The sequence below is a fragment of the Promicromonospora vindobonensis genome (assembly GCF_042685865.1).
GTDB classification, from domain to species: Bacteria; Actinomycetota; Actinomycetes; order Actinomycetales; family Cellulomonadaceae; genus Promicromonospora; species Promicromonospora vindobonensis.
Map to the genome: position 1 here is coordinate 716,616 of NZ_JBHUOG010000002.1, position 17,857 is coordinate 734,472.

Sequence of the window (17,857 nt, forward strand, 5' to 3'; positions counted from 1 at the left end):
TGGCGGTGCAGCTGACCCGACCTGACCTCGCGCGCCTGCTGGAACGTTCGCTCGCCGAGCGCCCGACGGCGGACCTCGGCTGGCTCGACGCGCCGCCTGCGAGGGCTCGCGTGCTGCGGGAGCGGGTGGTGCTCGGCCCGGGCGCGTCCGTCCCCGCCACGGCGGACGCGCTGTTCGGCTGGCGTATCCACCGGGGTGCCGGGCTGGCCATCGAACCGACCGGGCCCGCTGCGCAGGGCGTGACCGTGGTGCAGGCGGTGCGCGCGGGCCCGTTCTGGTTCGCGGCCCCGTGCCGGGTGGTCGACGTCGTCCGGGAGCCCGACGTGGCCGGCTTCACCTACGCCGCGCTGCCGCACCACCCGGAGACCGGCGTGGAGTCGTTCCGGGTGGTGCGTGACGGCGACCGGGTCGTCTTCGAGATCCACGCCGTGGCCCGGCACGACTTCTGGGGCTCCCGGATCCTGCCGCTGATCGCCCACCGGGTCCAGGACCGGGTCACGCGCGGCTATCTGAGCAGCGCCGGTGCCTGATCTCGGCTGCCGGCCCAGAACTGCCGGCCGGGGAGCTGTTAGCCGGGGAACTCGGCCAGGAAGTCCGTGACCAGCTTCGTGATCTCGTCGGGGCGCTCGAGGTTCGGCAGGTGGCCGGCCCAGCCGAGCTGGGTGTGCTTGGCACCGGGGATGTGCCCGGCGAGGTGGTTCGCGACCGCGCGGAAGTGGTCGAGGTCCTGGCCGCCGGAGACGATCAGGGTGTGGGCCGTGACGGCCCCCAGGTCGATGTCCGGACCGGCGTTCTGGTGGATGTCGTCCCCGGCACCGAGCTGGACCTGGAACGCGTGGCGCTGCATGGTGCGCAGCAGCTCGCGGGCGTCGTCGTCGGCGTCCGGTCCGAGCCACGTGGCCACGTTGAGCTCCGTCGCGCCGTCGATGTCGCCCGCATCGAGCAGCGCGTCCTCGCGCCGGGCGAACCGCTGCAGGGAGCGGGTGGCGGGCAGGGCGAAGGCGGAGTTCAGCAGGACGAGGTGCGACACGAGGTCCGGCCACTCGGAGGCGATCTGGAGTGCCACGTTCCCACCCGACGACGCACCGACGATCGCGACGGGGCGCTCGCCCAAGGAGCTGAGCAGAGCCTTCACGTCGCCGGCGTTGTCGAACGGCTCGCTGGTCAGCGGGGTGTCGCCGTAGCCCCGCAGGTCGCACCGGATCACGCGGTGCGCCTCGGCAAGGGGGGCCCGCTGCGCGGCCCACATCCGGGAATCGGCGACGCCTGCGTGCAGGAGCAGGACGGCGGGGCCCGACCCCGTTGTGTCATGGCTGAGGATCATGCGCCGACGGTAACCGGCGCGACGGAACGGTGGCCAACGCATTCGGTGGACTCCAGTGTGGGCGACGGGGTAGAGTCGAACACATGTACGAATCAGCGAAGGGTCAGGAGTCGGGCGGTTCCGGCACGCAGGCGCTGGGGTCGTCGGTCGACGCAGCGTTGGCGACGCTGGTCGACGAGCTGTTCACCGGCCCTCGGGTCACGTACGCGCCGGTAGGGGAGCCGCCCACGTACTACGGAGGTCACCGCCACGGCAGGCCGAGGCGCCGGCGTTTCGTGCTGCGCGCCGGTGCCGACCTCGACGATCCGAGCTGAGCGAGGCTCCTGCCGTGCTCGTCACCGTGTCGTCACATCACGACGGCGAGCACCGCGGCCACCAGCGCCAGCGCGATGCCGGCCCAGGCGAACGTGGTGGCGGTGGCCGCCTTCTTGGCGGCGGCGTCCGCGGCCTCGCGGGCTGCTGATGCTGCCGTCGTGGCAGAGTCGGCGGCGGCCTGGGCCGCCACGGCGACGGCGCGGGCCGCGTCGAGGTCGGTGCGGAGCGTGCCGGTCGTCGAGGTGAGCTCGTCGATCCGCCCCTGCAGCCGCTCCGCCTCCTGGCGTGCCGCGGCAGCGGTCTGCTCGGCCGACGCGGCGAGGTCCGCCGAGGCCTGCTCCCGTACCTGCTCGATGGCCTGCGTGAGCGCCTGCTCCTGCGCCTTCTCCTGTGCGGCACCCTGCTTGGCGACGAGCTCGCGCAGCTCGGTGCCCTGCTCCTTGAGTGTGACGGTGAGCTCTGCGCGCACCTCTTCCGGGGTCAGGGGCTTGTCGGGCTTGGCGAGGTAGGCGTCGGCCCACGTGCGGCGTGACCGGCTCGGCCTGCCCGCCTGCCCTGCGCCGTCGACGACCGCCTCCTTCTCCTCGTCGCTGAGACGGTCGAGCGCCTCGGCCGCCGCTTTCACGGCCGGCGGGGTCTCGACCGGGGTCTTGGCGCCCTTGGGCGTCGTTCCCTCGGCTGTCATCGGCGGCTTGGCCCCCTTGGGTGCCGCGGCGGCTGCCACGGGTGCGGCGTAGTCGGCGTCCTCGTTGTCGCTCGACGCGGACTCGGGAATCTTGATGGGCTTGGTCAACAGAGCCCGGAGGCGGTCCATCCGCTCAGTCTTCTCGCCGCCCTCGGTCGGAGGCGCGTCGCTGTCACTGCTCATGGGGGAAACGTACTGCTCTGCCCGTTGTACGTCGACTACCTCGGCTGGAGTGGCGTTCTACCTGTGTCGATGCTTCGTCTTCTGTGGTCATTGGTGCAACCGAAGTCCGGGAAGGTGACGAGGGCGTGTTTTGGAACGGGTCAGCGGCGGTGGTCGGGATCGGCGACGACCGTGAAGTCCACGTTCAGGTCCCACTCGATCAGCCCGGCCCCCGTCCGCCAGGGTCCGCAACCGGTCAGCCAGCAGCGCGCACGAACCGTTGCGCTGCCAGTCCCGGAACCGCCGATCGACCGACATCCAGGACCCGTACCGGTCCTGCGGGGCGTCCCGCCACGAGCACCCCGCGCCGGTCGTCGGCCCCGCCACGGCCTCGTGTGCCCTACAGGTACTCGGTGTAAAAGGTGGCCAGCTGGTCCGCCGCCGCGTCGACGTACTCGGGCACGTCGTACATCTCGTAGTGGCCGGCGCCCTCGACAACCATGAGGTCGACCGGGTTGGGCGACATCTCCCACAGCTTCATGCCGGCCTCGTAGGAGCGGGTGTTGCCCTTGCGTCCGGCGAGGATGACCTGGAGCGGCTGGGTCATGAGCTGGTCGACCATGTGGAAGGCGTCGTAGCCCAGGAGCAACGAGTCGCCGCGGGACAGGCGACGGTTCGTCGAGTGCTCGTTGCCGCCCCGCCCGGTGCGGTAGTACGTGATCGCCTGCGTCGTGTCGATGTCGGTGGCGCCGGCCGCGGCGGCCTCCTCCAGGGTGTCCGGCAGCCACTTCTGGCGGTTCAGCTCGCCTGTGCGGGCCTCTTCGATGCGGGCCTCGGCGAGGGCGTCAAGTGCCGCTACGGTGCCGTCCGGCTGGAAGCTGCGGAACGAGCTGCCCATGTTGCCCGCTACCACGGTGCCGACCGCCTTGATGCGGTGGTCGGTTCGGGCGGTGTGCACCGCGTAGCCTCCGCCGGCGCAGATGCCGAGCACACCGATGCGGCCCGGGTCGATGCCAGGGAAGGTGCTCAGTGTGTCGATCGCGTAGGAGATGTCCTCGCCGCGCCGGTACGGGTCCTCCAGGTCACGGGGCTCGCCGCCGCTCTGGCCCTGGTGGGCGGGGTCGAACACGAGCGCTGCGATGCCCCGGGCGGCCAGGCGTACGGCGTAGTTCGCGCCGATCTGCTCCTTGACGCTGCTGCCTGGTGTCGAGAGCACCACGGCGCGCAGCGGCGTGGGCTCGCCGGCGGCGGGTGCTGCGTCGTCGGGCAGGTAGAGGTCGGCCGCGAGCCGGATCGGCCCGCGAGGGATCGTGATGTGCTGAAGCACCTGCTGACACCTTTCGCCTAGGGTAGTTCGACAACTAGCTAGTTCGACAACGTTACTAGTACAGTATCGAACTAGTCCAGGACTGACCCATCACAGGACTGACCATCAGAGGGAACGAGAAGGAAAGGGGCTCGCGTGTCCGTCGATGCCGCACAGCTCTGGAAGCTGAACCACCGCCTGCTGACTGTCGTGCTGGATGCCTGCGGCGACGAGCTCGCCGAGCTCGGCCTGGAGGCGAAGGAGTTCTTCGTGCTCGCCGAGGTAGCAGACTCGCCCTACCCTGCGGAACTGGCCACGACGCTGGTGATCCCCAAGGCGAGCGTGACGGTCTACGTCCGCAACCTGGTGGCCAAGGGGTTCCTGCACCGCGAGATCGACGACGCTGACCTGCGGCGGCACCGGCTGGTGCTCACCGGGGAGGGCGAGGCGGCCCGGGACCGTGCGCTGGTGGCGCTCGCGCGGGAGTTCGATCGCAGGCTGGACCGCATCGCGGGGCGTGACCGCGAGGAGCTGCAACGCATCCTGCTCGCCCTCCTGGACCCGACCATGGAGACCTCATGACGAACGACCTGCCGGAGACCCGGCCCTGGAGCGCGGCCGAGCTGGACCTGCTCGACCGGGCGGCGCTCATCCACGTCGCACCCGCGCGTACGGACGGGACGCTCCGCCCCTTCGTGACGATCGGGCACGTCCGCCTCGGCCAGGACGAGTTCGTCCGCTCGCTCAACGGCCCGGACGGCACCTGGTACCTGGCAGCGGTCGCGTCGGGGCTGGGCGAGATCGAGGTGGACGGCCACCGCATCCCTGTGGCGTTCATGCCCGACGGCGGACGCGTGGCCGACATCGACCGGGCGCTGCGCTCCCGATACGGCGACGACTCGGGCGTCCGCCGGATGACCAGCCGACCGGTGCGCGAGGCGAACCTCCGGGTGGTCCCGCTGGCCTGAGCGGCGGCACATCGACACCTCCGAGGTCCGGGCGAGCCCACCGTGAAGGTCGCCGCGATCGGCGACTGGGTAGTCGTCGCCGACCCCACCATCGCCACCGACGACCTGAACGGGATCACACAGCGGTAACCAGTTCCGAAACAGGCCCTAGCGCCATCCAGCCATGACGGACAGGAATCCGCGAGGTGGGCGGTGGTCGCGCGGGAGGGGGTGCGCGGTGAGCTGGTCGACCTCGCTGATGGCGAGTGGCTTCCCGCGGAGCAACGATGGTCCCTCGGCCTTTAGGGGGCGCCTGTGGTGATCGGTGTTGACGAGCACCTGCATGGCGGGAGCACGAGCGGGGCCACAGTGGAGTGGGTCTTCCTCGTGCCGTTCCTGCTGGCCGCAGGTGTCTACCTGGCCGCAGTGGCCAGCGACATCCGTCAGGGGCGCACCTGGCCGTGGTACCGCAGCTTGATGTGGGTGCTCGGTGTGATGGCCGCTGCGGCGGGATTCGTCGGTCCGCTCGCGACGGCTGCCCACGACAGCTTCACGGCACACATGGGGGCGCACCTGGTGGTGGGGATGGTGGCGCCGCTGCTGCTGGTGCTGGCCGCTCCCGTCACGCTGGCACTGCGGGTCATGGACGTGAAGCCGGCGCGGGTGCTGAGTCGGGTGCTGCACTGCCCGGTCGGGCGAGTGTTGACCAATCCGGTCGTGGCAGCGCTGTTGAACGTGGGTGGCCTGTGTGTCCTCTACCGCGGCCCCCTGTATGGGCTCATGCAGCAGGGGATGCTGGTGCACGTGCTGGTGATGGTGCACTTCCTGCTCGCCGGGTACCTGTACACCGTTTCCTTGGTGCCGGTCGACCCGTCTCCGCACCGCACCGGGTTCGTCCTGCGCGCGGTCGTGCTGGTGGTATCGCTGGCCGCGCACGGTGTGCTGGCGAAGCTGCTCTACGCCTATCCGCCGCCGGACGTCACCACCGCGGACGCACACACGGGCGCGCAGCTGATGTTCTACGGGGGCGACCTGGTCGACTTTGTGCTGATCTGGCTGTTGTGCGCACAGTGGTACCGCGTCACCGGACGACAACTGCCCACTGCGCCGACAACAGCAGTGGCACAGCCGTGAAGGCAAGATCGAGCAATCGCCCGCCCGGACGGATCGGGCTGGCGGAGGGAGGACCACCATGAGGGGTGATTCGAACCGTACGGCGCCTTCACCGTTGCGAAACCGGTCGTACTGGGCAGCATTCCTGCTCGGGATCGCGACGATGGCTGCCATCGACGAGATCGTGTTCCACCAGATCCTCGCCTGGCACCACTTCTACGACAACGCCACACCAGACATCGCGCTGGTCTCGGACGGACTGCTGCACGCCGGTGAGCTGCTCTTCTTCGCCTTCGGGTTCTTCCTCATGCTCGACGCGCGACGACGACGCACCTTCTGGGCCGCCGCAGCCTGGACCGGGTTCCTCGTCGGCCTCGGAATGTTCCAGCTGTGGGACGGCATCATCGACCACAAGCTCCTGCGACTGCACCAGATCCGCTACGGCGTCGAGGTCCTGCCGTACGACATCGCCTGGAACACCGCCGGCGGTGCCCTGCTCCTCGCCGGCATCATCTGGACCATCGCGCTCACCCGGCGCAGCAACCGCACGACCGCCCGAACCGAGGCAACTGCGCAAAGGTGACCGAGGGACATGGCAAATGTCGGGACCCTGCATGCTGTGGAAGGCTCGGGTCTGGCGAACCTGAGCGTGCACAGGACACCTGGCAGGCGACTGCGCTCAAGTTCCGCGCAGAACGGTGAGAAATCACGGGAACTTCGGAGAGTTTGCCTCTATTGCCGCGAGTTGGGCCCGAGGGAGTCGTGCCAGTTGGGGGCTTGCTTGCAGGTCGGCGACCGCTCCCCGGTTCGTAGACGACATTGCGCGCCCAAGCCCGTCGTGAGGATCGGATCCTCGCCGAGCAGGCCAACGGTGGTGATGTGCGGGCCTTGTGCGACCTATTCGGCATGAGCATCGAAGCTGCCGGGCGCTACACCGTCACGGTTGATCCGGGCGCCGCGCCTGCGCGCCGTCGCAGCAGACCGTGACGGCGCGCGAACGTTGGAAGGCTGGCCAGAATCTCGGCCGATCTTCGATCGCAGAGGCGGTGAGTTACGAACGGCGGTGTCGGAGAGTCGCGTTGATGCGGCTCAGCGCGTCGCGCCACGCCGTCACGCGGCGCTTGTGGGCCGTGTGAAGCCCACGAATGATGCGGTCCAGCGCTGATCCGAACGGGTTGTCATGGACCATGTAGGTCCAGGTCGAGGTCGGGCGGTTCATGTCGGCGGCATCCATGTCGAGCCCGTCCGCGGTGATCGCGGAGCCGGTGAACGTGGATGCCGACCGGTCATACACATCGTCAAGGTACGCCTGGAAGGCGGGCCCTGCCGTTCGGTTGAACTCTGCGAGAGGGTCCTTCCCGGCGAGCACGTTGAGGTGGATGCTCTCGCGGAGATCGGCGAGGAAGGCAAGATGCTCCGCCCAGCGGCGGTCCAGGTGATAGAGCATGATCACGCGGGCCGCATCGTCGAGGACTTTCGCCGGAACCGACTCGCGGAGCTCCTGGAACCGTTCCGGGCAGCGCTGCGCGAGAACGGCGCTCGCCTCGGTCTGGTGGAGTACCTGCTCGCGGATCTCGTCGACCAGTCCGCGCTGGTGCTCGATGACGCGGCTGTAGCGCCAGGTGTTCGCGTGGATCGCCAGGTTCGCGCCCTCCGCCACGCGTTGCGCGTGCTCGATCGCGCGGATGACGCCCATGCCCTGAAGTCGGCCGTCCATGTCCGGTTCGACGTCGATCGAGGCGGGGTCGCCGAAGCCGACCATCTGCTTGTCCTCGAGACTTGTGAAGAACACCGACGAGCCGGGGTCTCCCTGCCTGCCCGCCCTGCCGCGCAGCTGGTCGTCCAGCCGGGAGCTCGGGTGGTGCCCGGTTCCGATGACGTACAGCCCGCCGAGCGCGGCGACCACTTCGCGGTCACGGCCGTCAGGGCCGCCGAGCCGGATGTCGGTGCCTCGGCCTGCGATCTGGGTCGAGATCGTGACCGCTCCCAGCTCGCCGGCACGAGCGATGAATCCTGCCTCGTCGGCGTCGTTCTTCGCGTTGAGCACTGCACAGTCGATCCCACGATCCGCGAGGCATTCGGCGAGCTCTTCGGACTCGGCGACGTCCAGCGTGCCCACCAGGACGGGACGCGCCGTGGCATGTGCCCGCTCGATCTCGGCCACGATGGCGTCGTTCTTGGTCTTGAGCGTGGCGTAGACCCGGTCCGGCTCGTCCTCGCGCCTGCTCGGCACGTTCGGCGGGACGATGCTCACCCAGCCGTTGTAGAAGGTCCGCAGCTGTTCGGCGGCGGACCGTGCGGTGCCGGTCATCCCGCACAGGTTGCGATAGCGGTTCAGCAGGCCCTGGACGGTGATCGAGTCCATGATCTCGGTGTGCTCGGAGGCGCTGATCCCCTCCTTAGCCTCGACGGTCTCCTGAAGGCCGTCCGGCCAGCGCTGGAGCGTCGCGATCCGACCACGCCCCGGATCGACGAGCTGGACCCGCTCGTCACGAACCACGTAGTGCACGTCGCGGTGGAGCAGCGCGCGTGCGTGCAGCGCGAGGTTGATCGCCGTAGCCGTGCGGTCGTCCGCACCGTAGAGGTCGACGCCGCCGAGCTGGGTCTCCACGAACGTCTCGCCGAGCGATGTGAGCCAGGTACTGCGCGATTCGCCGTCGATCTCGAAGTGCCGGCCGGATTCGAGCGCGTCCACGACGCGAGCCGCCTGCAATGTCGTGTCACTCTCAGGCGTCCAGCTACCGGAGCCTGCCAGGACGAGAGGGACGCGGGCTTCGTCCACCATCACGGAGTCCGCCTCGTCGACCAGGGCGACGTCACGTCGCGGCGAGACCAGATCAGCTCCGCGGGTGCACTGCCGGTCACGGAGCACGTCGAACCCGACCTCGCTCACCGCCGCGTAGGTGACATCTGCCGCGTACGCCGATCGGCGCGCGCCCGGAGACGAACCGGTGCCGACCCACGCGACGGAGACCCCGAGCAACCGGTACATGGGCTCCATCCACTCCGCGTCACGCCGGGCCAGATAGTCGTTGACCGACAGCACATGTACCGTGCGGCCCGCGAGCACGTAGCCCGCAGCGGCGAGAGCACCGCTCAGGGTCTTGCCTTCTCCCGTGGCCATCTCGATCACGTCCCCGCGAAGCATCCGGACCGCGGCGAGCAACTGCACGTCGAACGGCCGCAGACCCAGCGAACGCTGCGCGGCCTCGACGTTGAGCGCACACCAGCGAGGAATCTCGTCGTCCCGCATCACCGGGCAGGCCGGACCCGAGGACCGGCGAAAGCCGGCGGCCTCGGCGCCGATCTCGGCGTCGCTCAACGCAGCGAACCGACTCGCATGGGTTCGGGCTGCCGCCACGAGCGAGACGACCCTCTCTGCCTCCGCACGCTCGGAGCGGGTGAGAAAACGCAAGAACGCGTCCAGCGACCGGTCCCGGAGCCGCATGGTCATCGCCCGGACTCTTCGGGAGCCGGGAACATCGCCTCGATGAACCCGGACACTATCGCCGCGACGTCCGTGTCGGGGTCCATCGCGCTCCTGAGAGTCAGGCTGCCACCGAGAGACGCCAGGACGGTGACCAGATCGGGGAGCGGCATCACCGGACGGATGCCCAGCCTGGTGCAGCACCCGGCCAAGGCCGCCGTCACGAGCTCGTCATTGCGCCGCTGGGCCGCCATGGCACGCTCGGCGTCGGCCGGCCGACCGTTGATCGCCGCGATGTACTCGACGGCGGCAAGGCTCCACCGGGTCCCGTCGTCCGACCTCACGTCCGGAAGCAGGGCCGCCACCAGCTGCCCCCTCGTCGCGGCTTCGTTCAACGCCGCGCAGAGCCGGGTCAGGTGCGCGTCCGCCGTGGCATCGGTGATCGCCTGCCACAGGCCTTCCTTGCCCCCGAAGTGCTTGTAGACGGCGCCTCGCGTGTAGCCGGCCTCCTCGGCGATCTCCTCGACGGTCGCCGCTAGGAATCCCCGCCGCAGGTACACGGCTCTTCCGGCTTCGAGCAGACGTTCGTGAGTGAGCTGCTGCTGGGCGGCTCGACTCAGACGGACAACCATGAGGCAAACGTAACAGTCTGAATCTAGAAACGTAGTGATACTGAGTGCGGAATGGCGGGAACGTGCGCGTTGTGCGGAGCCAGCGTCGCCATGAGGCGCCATGCTTCGTCGTAGATGACCCAGCGCTGCCCGCCGTCGGGGTCGGCCAGCGCTGCGCCCGGCTGCGGAGCCGAGCGTCATGGCCGGGATGTTCGACTCACGCCACCGTTGCGGTCGTAGTAGCGGGACATCAGTTCCCAGTACGCCATCAGGAGCCCCATCTCCAGTGCTGTCGCTGCCGCGGCCGGTACTGCGCGGCGCTGATGAGCGGCGACCATCGCGACCAGCAGGGCGGCGGTCGCGGCGACGTTGACCGCCAGCGCGGCGTCCATCGGCCGCTCGGCGATCCACTGCTCCTCACCAAGAGCCGCCCGGGTCGCCCATGCCCGGTCGTGCGCGGGTTCCCTGAACACCACCGGGTTGACTGCCATCCATAGGCCGACCAGGGCGGCGTCGCGACGGCTACGTCGCCACACCGGGACAAGCATCAACGGTGTGCTCGCCCACCTCGTCCACATGCTCCACGGATTGCTGTGCCGCGCGAACACCACCCGCTTGACCTTCCGCCAGTCCTCCATGGACGGCTCCTTCCGGCCCTGCTGGTCGCACAAGTCTGGATTCTGCTCCTTATTATGTGCCGTCCGGCACCGGATTATGTGCCGTCCGGCACCGGCGCAGAGGCCGCTGGTGGCGGGCAGGACGGCTGTAGGTTCTCGTCGTATTTGTCGGGGCGGGCGGATCGGCGCGGGTAGGTGCGCCAGGCTGTCCCGGGCAAAGCTGCGAGGCGGCTGGATCTGTCTGCCTCGGCACCATCGGCCACGTCCCGCGGGGGTGTGGCCGGCTGGGTGACCCGGCTTGACACATGAGTTCTCGGCCCATGTACTCGTCGCCATGGATGACGCACACAGTCCCTGCGCCCACCGCCCGAGCCGGATGCGGGAGGTGGGCGTCTGATGGACCAGGACACGTGGGTCAACATCGCGCTCGTGCTGCTGTTCATCCTGGTCGGTGGCGTCTTCGCCGGCACGGAGCTCGCCCTGGTCTCACTACGCGGGAGCCAGATCAGTCGCCTGGAGGCCAAGGGCGGTCGCGGGGCCCGGGTAGCCGCGGTCGCCAGGGACCCCAACCGGTTCCTCGCCGCCGTCCAGATCGGCGTGACGGTCGCGGGATTCTTCTCCGCCGCCTACGGCGCCTCGACGCTGGCCCCCGACTTTGCCCCCGTTCTCATGGGCCTCGGGATGCCCGACGACGTCGCACAGACCCTCTCGCTGATCGTGCTGACGCTGGTGATCGCCTACCTCTCGCTCGTGCTCGGCGAGCTGGTCCCCAAGCGGTTCGCGCTCCAGCGTTCCCAGAGTGTCGCGCTGGCCGTCGGACCTCCGCTGGACCGGTTCGCGACCCTGATGCGCCCGGTGGTGTGGCTGCTGTCGGTGTCCACCAACGCGGTGGTGCGCTTGCTCGGCGGAGACCCGCGGGCCACCTCCGAGGAGATGTCCGAGGAGGAGCTGCGGGACGTCGTGGTGGCCCACGAAGGGCTGCCCGAGGAGGAGCGTCGCATCCTGCGTGACGTCTTCGATGCCGCCGACCGGTCGGTCAGCGAGGTGATGCGCCCCCGCGGCGAGGTGACCTTCGTCGCCGGCGACCTGCCGGTGTCCGAGGTGCTCGAGCTCGTCCAGGCCAGCCCGTACTCGCGCTACCCGGTCACCGGCGCGGACTTCGACGACGTGATCGGCGTCCTGCATGTCCGGGACCTGTTCGGGGTCGCGGGCACGACGCCGGTGCGCGAGCTGACGCGCACCATGCTCTACCTGCCGACCACCACGCACCTGATCCCGGCGCTGTCACTGATGCGGCGGGAACGGCGTCACCTGGCCGTGGTGGTCGACGAGTACGGCGGCACCTATGGGATCGTCACGCTCGAGGACCTCGTGGAGGAGATGGTCGGCGACATCCGCGACGAGCATGACACGCTGGAGGCCGCGCAACCCGCCGCGGCCGACGGGACCACGTGCGTGGAAGCCGGCATCACCATCGAGGAGTTCGCCGAGCAGACCGGGGTGGGGCTGGCCGACGGTCCGTACGAGACCGTCGCGGGCTACGTCGTCAGCCGCCTCGGCAGGGTCGCCGAGGTCGGCGACACCGTCCAGGTCGAGGGGCTCGACCTGGTCGTCACCGCAGTACGGGGTCGGCGTCTGACCCGGCTGGAGGCGGTGCGGCGAAGCTGACCTGCCGGCCATTCCGCTGCTCGCCGTCCCGATGCGTCCATCGACCGCGCCGGTGCGGGGTCGCAATGTTCACGGTTGCACGCCGAACCAACGCGGTCGCTTCGGGGCCAGAGCACGATCGTGACCGAGGCGAAGGCGGAACGACCGAGTCGAGATCACCCAACTCCCCGGTCCTACGACCGGCTGCGAGGACGCCGTCCAAGAGCGCGGTGTCCTCGGCTCGGTGGGGCGGATGGGGGCGCTCTGCCGTTCGAGCGCGCGTTCGCCGGCCGGACACCTGATGGCTACCGGCGCATCATCGTGCTGGGCTTCACTGCCGCGGTGAGGCATAGGCGAATCAGATGTGGCGTTGCGGTGCTCGTGGCCTTGGCCGCGCTGTCGTCGGGGTGCTCGGCGAGCGACGACGTGGTGCCTGAGCCGACGGGTGCCGCACACGAGATCGTGCCTGAGCCAGGGCGAACGATCGAGGCGCCGCCCGCATCGATCTCCGGTCTGGACGGGTACCAGATCGCCGCGATCATTCCTGACGCCTCGGCGGCCTCCGCGGCCCTGCTGTCGGCCTCCAGGGCAGTGGTCTCCGAGAACGGCGCGAACCTGCATGAGTTTCCCGTCGATGAGGACGGCGAGGACCCGGTCGGTGCGGCCCTTGATCGGGCTCTCGCCATGCGGCCGGATCTGATCGTCGGTCTGGGGGACGGCGTCGTGGATGTGTTCAGCTTCGAGAGCGCGCAGCGACTCGACCAGCAGTTCCTCATCGTCGGCGCGCAGCTGGCCGAGCCGACCGACAACGTCGCCGCCGTGGTCTGGGACGGTGCGACCTCTCGCGGATCCGCAGCCAGCTCAGACGGGGAGCTCGACGACGCGAGCATCACCGAGGAACGCGGTGAGGATGCGTTCGAAGCGGGACTGGCGAGCATCCAGGACGGCATCACCGGCGCTGTCCTGCACCTGGGCTGAGTGTCGAACCGGGTGCGTCGACATCGCGCGAGACAGCGTTTCGTCATCTTTCCGCTGTATGGCACCTGTTGTTCATCGGATCGTCTCGACCGAGTCGTTTGAGGTGAGCAGGGTGACGGTCGGGCGTCATGGATGCGCTCTCATCCTGCTGCACAAAAACTCAAGATTGGCGTGTGACCTCTTGCTGAAGACCAAAGCGTCGCCGACTCCGGTCGGCGATTCGCGTAAGCACAGGAGCGGGCGGCGTGGGCTTGCGGGCCTCGCCCTCCTCTCGCTGGTGGCGGGAGCATTCGCCCCCTCACTCCCCGCCGCGGCGGCCGACGAGACCTCCACTGCGCCGTCCGCGGAGGTCGGCGTGACGCCGGTCCGCATCGAGGCCGAGACGTACACGGGGAGCAACAACGGCGACGTGATCGACGGCCGGGTGATGAACACCGGCATCGAATCGGATGCCGGTGCCTCGGGCGGGTCGCGAGTGAAGAACACCTACAACGGCTCCGAGATCTGGTTCGACGATGTCGACCTCGGGACCACTCCTCACGCTGCGCTCACGCTGCGCTACATCGTCAACGAGAGCCGCAGTGGGGTGAACCCGTCGATCGACGTCTACCTCGACGAGAAGAGCGCCGAGAACAAGGTCGCGACCATGGCGCTGGAGGCGACAGGCAGCGACTGGGCTTCGTACGGCGAGACGACGACGGACCTGCTGACGGAGGTCTCCGGCGAGCACAAGGTGATCGTGGTCATGCACGTCGACCCCAAGCCGGGCGAGAGCGGAAGCTACCCGAACTACGTCGGCAACCTCGACTACCTCGAGTTCGGCCCCGAGCCGCTGCCCGAGACGTTCCTCACGACTGCCGACGCCTGGATGTACTCCGACGACGGCACGGATCCGTCCGGTGACGGCTCGCTGTCCTGGACGACGGCCGACTTCGACGACTCCGCGTGGACGGAGGCCGTCGGGCCCTTCGGATCGAAGCGAGGCGCAGCGGATCTCGGCGGCGGCTTCGTCGCGAACACGCTGCTGCAGTACACGCTGGACGGCTCGCGGAACACCGTGCCGACCTACCACCTGCGCAACGAGTTCGAGATCTCGGACGCGCAGCTCGCGCAGCTCGAGTCGCTCGAGGGGACGATCACCTATGACGACGCCGTGCGCGTCTACGTCAACGGTGAGAAGGTCGCCGGGTTCGTGGACGCCCGCGTGGACGAGGCCGCGAACCAGAACCTGACCTACGCCGGCGCGAGCAACGGCGACCCCCTGACCAGCACGTTCACGATCCCGGTGGACGCGCTCGAGCCCGGTGGGAACACCATCGCCGTCGCGCTCTACCAGGACCGCGAGACCAGCAGCGACATCTATCTCGATCTGACGTCGCTGGCCCCGACGGGCCCGGCTCCCGAACCGGAGATCGCTGACATCGCTCTCCACGTCGGCGCGACCCAGGCCGAACGCAACCTCACGTGGTACTCGAACGTCGACGTGCCGCAGGGCGCGCAGCTCGCGGAGGCGGCGGACGTCGTCGACGGCGTCTTCCCCGCATCGGCCCGCACGGTCGAGGTGACGCAGAGCGGCGCGACCACGAGCGGTGAGTTCTTCCGCGACGTTACCTTCGACCGCCTCGAGGAGAACACCGAGTACGCCTACCGCGTCGGCAGCGAGGAGACGGGCTGGTCCGACGTCCACACCTTCCGTACGCAGGACTTCGCGGGCGACTTCTCGTTCCTGTTCTTCGGCGATCCGCAGGTGGGCGCCTCCGGGAACCTCGCGCGCGACGAAGCAGGCTGGATCGACACGCTGAACGTCGCGACGCAGACCTATCCGGACGCCGAGATGCTGTTCTCGGCAGGCGACCAGGTCGACCACGCCTCGAGCGAAGCCGAGTACGACACCTTGCTGAAGCCGGAGCAGGTCCGCAGCGTCCCGCTCGTCGTGACCAACGGCAACCACGACGTCGGCTCGAAGGCGTACGAGCAGCACTTCAACGTGCCGAACGAGGACCTGGAGTCTGGCGAGGCGTCCAACGGCACGTCGTCGGGCGGCGACTACTGGTTCCTCTACAAGGACGTGCTGTTCCTCAACATCAACTCCAACAGCCGCGACTTCGCCTCCCACAACGCCTTCATGGAGAAGGTGATCGCGGAGCAGGGCCCCAAGGCGAAGTGGAAGGTGCTCGCCTTCCACCACTCGATCTACTCGGTCGCCGCGCACACGAGCGACGGCGACATCATCGATCGGCGCAACAACATGCCGGCGAAGATCTCGGAGCTGGGCATCGACATGGTGCTGATGGGGCACGACCACAACTACACGCGCAGCTACCTGATCAAGGACGGCGAGCTCGCCGACCCGACCGAGGTCGCAGGCCAGGAACGCGTCGAGGCCGAGGACGGCGAGGCGCTGTACGTCACGGCGAACTCGGCCAGCGGCTCGAAGTACTACGACACCCGCGCACCCGAGGCGTGGTTCGCCTCGGTGATCAACCAGGAGAAGGTGCGCAACTACTCGGCGATCGAGGTCACCGACGAGACGCTCACGGTGCGCACCCTGCGCAGCCAGGCCAACGGCATCGCCAGCCCGGTGAACAGCGTCGTGGACGAGGTCGTGCTCGCCAAGGCGGACGCGACGACGGACCTGGACGTGTCGGTGGACGTGTCGACGCGCACGCTGGCGGGCACGCAGTACGTGTCGACGGTCGTGACGAACAACGAGGACGCCCCGGTGGATGTCGTGGTGGAGACGGCATACGGAGCCAAGTCGTTCGCCGCGGTGCAGCCAGGGAAGTCGGCGAGCGTGTCGATGAGCTCGCGTGAGGCGGCGATCCCGGCCGGCGACGTGACGGTCACCGTCACGGGACGGGTCGGCGGCGAGACGGTGACGACCTCGACGACCGCTTCCTACCCGGCCGCCGGCTGAGCCGTCGCCCCTGAAATATCGCGCGACGCCGTGCGGCCTCGCGAGAGAGAACCTGGAACGAGGAGAGAACGACGTGAACAAGAACTCCCTCATGCTGCGTGGCAGCATGATCGCCTTCGGCGCCGCCCTGCTGGCGTCGGCGGGCTCGGCGGCCATGGCCGACGACGAGAAGAACACCCAGAGCGTCGACGTCGACGTCGAGATCGAGCCCCTCACGGGCCCGGGATCCCTCGCGATGACGGTCGAGAGCGACTCGACCGCCCTCACGGAGGGCGAGTCGACTGATCTGAAGCGCGTCTTCACGGGCACGCTGCCGAAGGTCACGGTGACCGACACACGTGCGCCGGAAGATATCCCGGCCGGCGCCTTCTGGTACGTGATGGGCACGGCGAGCGACTTCCACGACGAGCGGGGCGAGAGCACGATCGAGGCGAGCCACCTCGGCTGGTCGCCGCAGCTGGTCGAGGGCGAGGGGGAGGGGGAGCCCTTCGTCGAGGTCGGCGGCGACGTGGCTCCGTCGGAGCCGGGTCTGCGCGACCAGGAGCTGCTGTACCTCGCGGAGTCGGCCGACGCCAATGCAGGGGGCGGCAGGTTCAGCGCGGCCGCGGACCTGAAGCTCGTGGTCCCGGCGGACGTGGCGGCCGGAAGCTACTCCTCGACGATCACCCTGTCGTTGTTCGAGTGACGTCGGCGGGGAGACCGGAGCACGCCTCCGGCTCCCCGCCCGACTCTCGTCGCCCTGCCCCGATCCCAGGAGCTCGTCCCGTGAAGAACCCACTCGTCCCGCTCGCCGTCCTGACGCTCGTCGCCGCCTCGGCGCTGGTGGCCGCGCCTGCCACCGCCGCGGAGGACGACGTCGTGACGTGGTCGGTGCGCCCGGGCGACGAGAACCGCGAGGACGGTCGTGCCTGGGTCGAGTGGGCGGCGGATCCGGGCCAGTCGCGCACCGAGCACATGGTCGTCACCAACCACAGCGACGACGCGGTGGAGTTCCAGCTGTCCTCCGCCGACGGATACTTCACCGACAACGGCCGCTTCAACATGCTTCCCTCCCACCAGGAGTCGGTCGCGGCCGGCACATGGATCGAGCTGCCGGAGAGCGTGACCGTCCCCGCAGGTGCAGCCGAGGTCGTGCCGTTCACGGTGGTTGTTCCTGATGACGCCGAGCCGGGCGACCACGCCGCGGGCGTCGCCGCGAGCGTGCGCTCGACGGGCGGAGGCGAGGTCGCCGTCGAGTCGCGGGTGGGGTTCCGAGTGATGACGCGCGTGCTGGGCGAGCTCGCGCCCTCGCTCGGCCTCACGGCATCGGCGTCCTACACAGGCAACGCGAATCCCTTCGAACCGGGCGCGGTCGAGGTCGCGTACGAGCTCGAGAACACGGGGAACGCCCGCCTGAACGCTCGGCCGGAGATCTCCCTGTCCGGCCCGTTCGGCCTCGGCGAGCTCACCCTGCGGGGCGAGGAGATCGTCGAGATCGCGCCGGGGGAGACGCGGCACGGGACCGTCCGCTTCCCGGACGCCTGGCCACTCGTCGCCTACGACGTGACCGTGGTGGCACAGCCCCTCCCCATCTCCGACGAGCTCTCGTTCGACGGCGCCGAGCGCGGGAGCGCGCAGACGACAGTTCTCGCCGTGCCCTGGCCGCAGCTCCTCGTCCTGGTCCTGGCGGGGTTGCTGACGACCTGGAGCGTCTGGCGCCGTCGTCGCGATCAGCGACGGACCGAGCAGCTGGTCGCACAAGCGCGCGAAGAGGCGCGCGAAGAGGCCCTGGCCGAGGCCGTCCCACACCACCACAGCTGACACCACCC

18 protein-coding genes are annotated in these 17,857 nt (G+C 69.2%); 11 read left to right on the forward strand and 7 right to left on the reverse strand.

Annotated features, from left to right (window positions below):
- Positions 1-5 precede the first annotated feature (5 nt).
- The gene (locus ACFS27_RS16380) at positions 6-530 is read left to right on the forward strand and encodes a DUF1990 family protein (RefSeq protein WP_377184919.1); all 525 of its coding nucleotides are present in this window, start codon (positions 6-8) and stop codon (positions 528-530) included.
- A 38-nt stretch (positions 531-568) separates the two neighbouring features.
- Here the strand turns inward: ACFS27_RS16380 and ACFS27_RS16385 are convergent, their stop codons facing one another.
- Positions 569-1,324 carry an alpha/beta fold hydrolase gene (locus ACFS27_RS16385; protein ID WP_377184921.1) on the reverse strand — a complete coding sequence of 252 codons (756 nt, stop codon included), beginning with the start codon at positions 1,322-1,324 and terminating at the stop codon, positions 569-571.
- A gap of 83 nt (positions 1,325-1,407) precedes the next feature.
- Between ACFS27_RS16385 and ACFS27_RS16390 the strand changes: the two genes are divergently transcribed.
- Positions 1,408-1,638 (forward strand): hypothetical protein, encoded by a 231-nt coding sequence (locus tag ACFS27_RS16390; RefSeq protein ID WP_377184923.1) that lies wholly within the window; start codon positions 1,408-1,410, stop codon positions 1,636-1,638.
- 32 nt (positions 1,639-1,670) lie between these two features.
- Here ACFS27_RS16390 and ACFS27_RS16395 read toward each other — a convergent pair whose 3' ends face one another.
- From ACFS27_RS16395 to ACFS27_RS16405, 3 genes are all read right to left on the reverse strand, one after another.
- Positions 1,671-2,507, reverse strand: a complete 837-nt coding sequence (locus ACFS27_RS16395; RefSeq protein WP_377184925.1) for a hypothetical protein — start codon at positions 2,505-2,507, stop codon at positions 1,671-1,673.
- An 87-nt stretch (positions 2,508-2,594) separates the two neighbouring features.
- Positions 2,595-2,873 carry a transposase gene (locus ACFS27_RS16400; protein WP_377184927.1) on the reverse strand — a complete coding sequence of 93 codons (279 nt, stop codon included), beginning with the start codon at positions 2,871-2,873 and terminating at the stop codon, positions 2,595-2,597.
- Between the two features lie 13 nt (positions 2,874-2,886).
- Positions 2,887-3,813 (reverse strand): alpha/beta hydrolase, encoded by a 927-nt coding sequence (locus ACFS27_RS16405; RefSeq protein WP_377184929.1) that lies wholly within the window; start codon positions 3,811-3,813, stop codon positions 2,887-2,889.
- A 135-nt stretch (positions 3,814-3,948) separates the two neighbouring features.
- On the opposite strand from ACFS27_RS16405, the gene ACFS27_RS16410 reads away from it, so the two are divergent.
- The 4 genes from ACFS27_RS16410 to ACFS27_RS16425 all read left to right on the forward strand — a co-directional run bounded on the left by ACFS27_RS16410 (position 3,949) and on the right by ACFS27_RS16425 (position 6,435).
- Positions 3,949-4,374, forward strand: coding sequence for a MarR family winged helix-turn-helix transcriptional regulator (locus ACFS27_RS16410; protein ID WP_377184931.1), 426 nt, complete (start codon positions 3,949-3,951; stop codon positions 4,372-4,374).
- The gene (locus tag ACFS27_RS16415; RefSeq protein WP_377184933.1) at positions 4,371-4,760 is read left to right on the forward strand and encodes a DUF2255 family protein; all 390 of its coding nucleotides are present in this window, start codon (positions 4,371-4,373) and stop codon (positions 4,758-4,760) included. The genes ACFS27_RS16410 and ACFS27_RS16415 overlap by 4 nt, the downstream gene beginning before the upstream one ends.
- Before the next feature lie 297 nt (positions 4,761-5,057).
- Positions 5,058-5,873, forward strand: a complete 816-nt coding sequence (locus tag ACFS27_RS16420) for a cytochrome c oxidase assembly protein (protein ID WP_377184935.1) — start codon at positions 5,058-5,060, stop codon at positions 5,871-5,873.
- A 58-nt stretch (positions 5,874-5,931) separates the two neighbouring features.
- A complete protein-coding gene (locus ACFS27_RS16425; protein ID WP_377184937.1) occupies positions 5,932-6,435 on the forward strand; it encodes a DUF2243 domain-containing protein in 504 nt (167 codons plus the stop codon).
- Positions 6,436-6,903: 468 nt separating this feature from the next.
- On the opposite strand, the gene secA2 is transcribed toward ACFS27_RS16425, so the two are convergent.
- From secA2 to ACFS27_RS16440, 3 genes are all read right to left on the reverse strand, one after another.
- On the reverse strand, positions 6,904-9,306 hold the full coding sequence (secA2, locus tag ACFS27_RS16430) for an accessory Sec system translocase SecA2 (RefSeq protein ID WP_377184939.1): 2,403 nt from the start codon (positions 9,304-9,306) through the stop codon (positions 6,904-6,906).
- Positions 9,303-9,911: a TetR/AcrR family transcriptional regulator gene (locus ACFS27_RS16435; RefSeq protein WP_377184941.1), complete on the reverse strand. Its 609-nt coding sequence runs from the start codon at positions 9,909-9,911 to the stop codon at positions 9,303-9,305. The genes secA2 and ACFS27_RS16435 overlap by 4 nt, the downstream gene beginning before the upstream one ends.
- 176 nt (positions 9,912-10,087) lie before the next feature.
- Positions 10,088-10,528 carry a DUF6653 family protein gene (locus tag ACFS27_RS16440; protein WP_377184943.1) on the reverse strand — a complete coding sequence of 147 codons (441 nt, stop codon included), beginning with the start codon at positions 10,526-10,528 and terminating at the stop codon, positions 10,088-10,090.
- Between the two features lie 375 nt (positions 10,529-10,903).
- Here ACFS27_RS16440 and ACFS27_RS16445 point away from each other — a divergent pair, with 375 nt between their 5' ends.
- From ACFS27_RS16445 to ACFS27_RS16465, 5 genes are all read left to right on the forward strand, one after another.
- Positions 10,904-12,175 carry a hemolysin family protein gene (locus tag ACFS27_RS16445; RefSeq protein WP_377184945.1) on the forward strand — a complete coding sequence of 424 codons (1,272 nt, stop codon included), beginning with the start codon at positions 10,904-10,906 and terminating at the stop codon, positions 12,173-12,175.
- Positions 12,176-12,529: 354 nt separating this feature from the next.
- Positions 12,530-13,132: a hypothetical protein gene (locus ACFS27_RS16450; RefSeq protein WP_377184947.1), complete on the forward strand. Its 603-nt coding sequence runs from the start codon at positions 12,530-12,532 to the stop codon at positions 13,130-13,132.
- Between the two features lie 277 nt (positions 13,133-13,409).
- The gene (locus ACFS27_RS16455; protein ID WP_377184949.1) at positions 13,410-16,049 is read left to right on the forward strand and encodes a fibronectin type III domain-containing protein; all 2,640 of its coding nucleotides are present in this window, start codon (positions 13,410-13,412) and stop codon (positions 16,047-16,049) included.
- 73 nt (positions 16,050-16,122) lie between these two features.
- A complete protein-coding gene (locus ACFS27_RS16460) occupies positions 16,123-16,734 on the forward strand; it encodes a hypothetical protein (RefSeq protein ID WP_377184951.1) in 612 nt (203 codons plus the stop codon).
- An 80-nt stretch (positions 16,735-16,814) separates the two neighbouring features.
- Positions 16,815-17,849: a WxL protein peptidoglycan domain-containing protein gene (locus ACFS27_RS16465; RefSeq protein ID WP_377184953.1), complete on the forward strand. Its 1,035-nt coding sequence runs from the start codon at positions 16,815-16,817 to the stop codon at positions 17,847-17,849.
- The last annotated feature ends 8 nt before the right edge of the window (positions 17,850-17,857 follow it).

What these genes read in the sequence shown, in the direction of transcription:
- ACFS27_RS16385 (WP_377184921.1), bottom strand. Translation starts at nt 1,324, where the DNA reads ATGATCCTCAGCCATGACACAACGGGGTCGGGCCCCGCCGTCCTGCTC.
- ACFS27_RS16390 (WP_377184923.1), top strand. Translation starts at nt 1,408, where the DNA reads ATGTACGAATCAGCGAAGGGTCAGGAGTCGGGCGGTTCCGGCACGCAG.
- ACFS27_RS16395 (WP_377184925.1), bottom strand. Translation starts at nt 2,507, where the DNA reads ATGAGCAGTGACAGCGACGCGCCTCCGACCGAGGGCGGCGAGAAGACT.
- ACFS27_RS16415 (WP_377184933.1), top strand. Translation starts at nt 4,371, where the DNA reads ATGACGAACGACCTGCCGGAGACCCGGCCCTGGAGCGCGGCCGAGCTG.
- ACFS27_RS16425 (WP_377184937.1), top strand. Translation starts at nt 5,932, where the DNA reads ATGAGGGGTGATTCGAACCGTACGGCGCCTTCACCGTTGCGAAACCGG.
- secA2 (WP_377184939.1), bottom strand. Translation starts at nt 9,306, where the DNA reads ATGACCATGCGGCTCCGGGACCGGTCGCTGGACGCGTTCTTGCGTTTT.
- ACFS27_RS16435 (WP_377184941.1), bottom strand. Translation starts at nt 9,911, where the DNA reads ATGGTTGTCCGTCTGAGTCGAGCCGCCCAGCAGCAGCTCACTCACGAA.
- ACFS27_RS16440 (WP_377184943.1), bottom strand. Translation starts at nt 10,528, where the DNA reads ATGGAGGACTGGCGGAAGGTCAAGCGGGTGGTGTTCGCGCGGCACAGC.
- ACFS27_RS16445 (WP_377184945.1), top strand. Translation starts at nt 10,904, where the DNA reads ATGGACCAGGACACGTGGGTCAACATCGCGCTCGTGCTGCTGTTCATC.